We start from the raw sequence: 2,766 nt of genomic DNA, 5'->3' as shown, positions 1-2,766 counted from the left end.
TTTATCCGGTGAAGGGACTGGCCGGCGTCGACGTCGGGAGCGCCCGGGTCGAACCCGGGCTCGGACTGCCGGGGGACCGCCGCCTGGCGCTGGCCCGCGACGGTGCGGAGCCCTCGGCGCGCTGGCGTCCGCGCGAGGAGTACCTGCATCTGGCGCGCGACGCCCACCTGGGCTCCCTCCGGGTACGACACGACGGGGACCCCCACGCCCCCGTGCTCGTCGACGTGCCCGGAGCGGGGGAGTTCACGGCCTCGCCCGGAGCCGAGGGGGACGCGCTCGGGGCCGCCGTGGCCTCGCTCGGCGCGGCGGGCGGACCGACCCCGCGGCTGGTGGCCGCCCCGGTCGGCCAGTGGGACTGGCCGCGCGCGCACCTGTCCGTCGTCAACCTCGCCACGATCAGGGAACTGTCCGAGGCCGCGGGGGTCGAGATCGCCCCCGAGAGGTTCCGCGCCAACCTGTACCTGGACGGACTGCGTCCGTGGGAGGAACTCTCCTGGGTGGGCGGCCGTATCGAGGTCTCCGGGGCGGTCCTGCGCGTCGTCCAGCCCACCGACCGGTGCCGCGCCACGACCGTGCGGCCGGGGTCGGGCGTCGGGGACCTCAACGTTCCCGCCCTCCTCGCCACCGCCTTCGGCCACGGATTCTGCGGGGTGTACGCGCGGGTCGAGGCGGCGGGGACGATCGAGGCGGGCGCTCCGGTCACGGTGACACCCGGTGAGGGGGAGGCCGTGGCGCCCTCCGGCGCGACCCCCTCCTGGCCACGGGAGGCCACGGTGGTGCGCACCGTCCGCGAGAGCGCGAACGTGCGCAGCGTCTGGTTGGCCGACCCGCTGGGCGGGCGGATGTCACCCCGGCCGGGTCAGCACCTGCGGGTCCACCGCGCCTGGACCGGATCGCCCGGGTGGCGGTGCTACACGGTCTCCGCCGTCGAGGGAGACCGCGTGCGCGCCACCGTCCGGCTCGACGGAGACGTCTCCACGTGGCTGCACGGACTCCGCGAGGGCGATCCGGTGACCGTGACCGGGCCCTTCGGCCACGCGACGACCGGTCCGGAGGCCTCATCCGCGCGCGAGCTCGTCCTCTACAGCGCAGGGGTGGGCATCACCCCCACCGCGGCGTGGCTGCGGCACCTGGTGCGCACCCGCGACCCCGCGCGCGTGCGGGTCGTGCACGTGGAGCGCCGCGCCGCCGACCTGGCCCTGTGGGACGAGGTGTGCGCGGCCGTCGCGGCATTGCCGGACGCGCACGCCCGCCTGTTCCTGACCGGGGAGGACGACCCGGACGCGCTGCGGGCGCTCGGCGCCCGCCCCGGTCGCCCGGCCGGCGCGGACCTGGCCGCGGACGTCGCCGATCCGGAGAGGACCGACGTCCTCCTGTGCGGCCCGCGGCCGTTCGTCCGCGCGGTGCGCACGGCGCTGGCCGCGGCCGGTGTGCCCGACGCGGCCGTGCGGACCGAGGCCTTCACCGCCCCGAGGCGGGTCCGCGTCGAACCGCCGCGCACGCCCACCAGACCGGGCCCCCACGAGGTGCGGCTGGGGGAGGACCGGTTCACCTGGGCCGCCGAGGCGGGGTCGCTGCTGGAGGCGGCCGAGGGGGCCGGGCTGTCCCCGGAGCACGCCTGCCGGGTCGGCACCTGCGGCACGTGCGCGCGCCGACTGCGTTCGGGCCGGGTGGAGTACCTCCTGGAACCCACCGTGGACACCGAACCGGACGAGGTGCTGCTCTGCTGTACGGCTCCGGTGGAGGACGTGGACCTGGGTCCGTGAACCCCGGCCGGGCGGGCCGGGATGGGAAGTCAGGTGCCCACGACGCCGCCGTCCTCGCGGCGGATCACCACGACGGCCGAACGGGGACGCCCCCCACGCGCGTGCTCGGGCCAGTTGCTCACCATGCGCGGGTCGGCCGCGGTCGGGTCGCCCAGCGGCGATCCCGACCACCCCGGGCCCCGCACACTGACGAACAGGGTTCGCTGGTCGGGGGCGGCGGTGACGCCGGAGATCCCGCACCCGCGCGGACCGGTGAGGAACCGGCGCACCCGCCCCGTCTCGGGGTCGGCGCACAGCAGCGCGCTGTTGCCCAGGTCGGCGCGCTGATCGTCGTCGCCCAGACGGACGACGTCGGTCGTGATCCACAGCCGTCCGTCGCCGCCGCAGTACACTCCGCCCGGGGCGGCGAACCGGGCGCCGTCGGAGTCGTCGGAGGAACCCGGCCGGACGAACTCCCGCCACCCCAGCACCGTCGCCCCGTGGTCGCCTGAGCCCTCGGTCCAGACCAGCACCCTGCCGCCGCGGCCCTCCCGTGCCTCGGGCAGGTACACCTCACCCGTCTCGGGGTGCACGGTCGGGCGGCCGGGCGAGCGCAGCTCGGTCGCTCCCACGACGTCGGCCGCTTCCCGGGCCCGCAGGAGCACGTCGGCCTGATCGTGGAAGCCCCGCGCCTCGGTGAGGCCGTCGCGGCCGTGTTCGAGCCTGATCCACTGGCCGGTGCCGTCGTCGTCGAACCGCGCGGCGAACAGTGTGCCCTCGTCCAGGGGGCTGGCGGTCGCGGTCCGCACGTCCTGCCAGGCGTGTTCACCGACGAACTTGTACACGTGGCCGGTGTCGCTCATGTAGACCACCGGGCGCCCGCGTGACTCGGCGACCACGGCGCCGTTGTGCGCGATCCTGCCCAGGGCGGTGCGCTTGACCGGGGGAGAGACCGGGTTCCAGGGGGAGACCTCCACCGTCCAGCCGAACCGGTACGGTTCGTCCGGTGACTCGGCCAGGT

At 76.2% G+C, this 2,766-nt stretch carries 2 protein-coding genes; one reads left to right on the top strand and one right to left on the bottom strand.

Features of this window, described 5'->3' with window-relative positions; genetic code table 11:
- On the top strand, positions 1-1,766 hold a 1,766-nt coding region (locus D471_RS0129000; protein ID WP_026128189.1), incomplete at its 5' end, for an MOSC domain-containing protein.
- Positions 1,767-1,795: 29 nt separating this feature from the next.
- Here D471_RS0129000 and D471_RS0128995 read toward each other — a convergent pair.
- Positions 1,796-2,766: PhoX family protein (locus D471_RS0128995; protein ID WP_017601858.1), on the bottom strand; the 971-nt coding region annotated here is incomplete at its 5' end.

Origin of the sequence: Nocardiopsis lucentensis DSM 44048, from assembly GCF_000341125.1 — a bacterium.
Lineage (GTDB): Bacteria > Actinomycetota > Actinomycetes > Streptosporangiales > Streptosporangiaceae > Nocardiopsis > Nocardiopsis lucentensis.
Note: the sequence above shows the minus strand (reverse complement) of the source record. Positions and strands in the feature narration are given on the sequence as shown.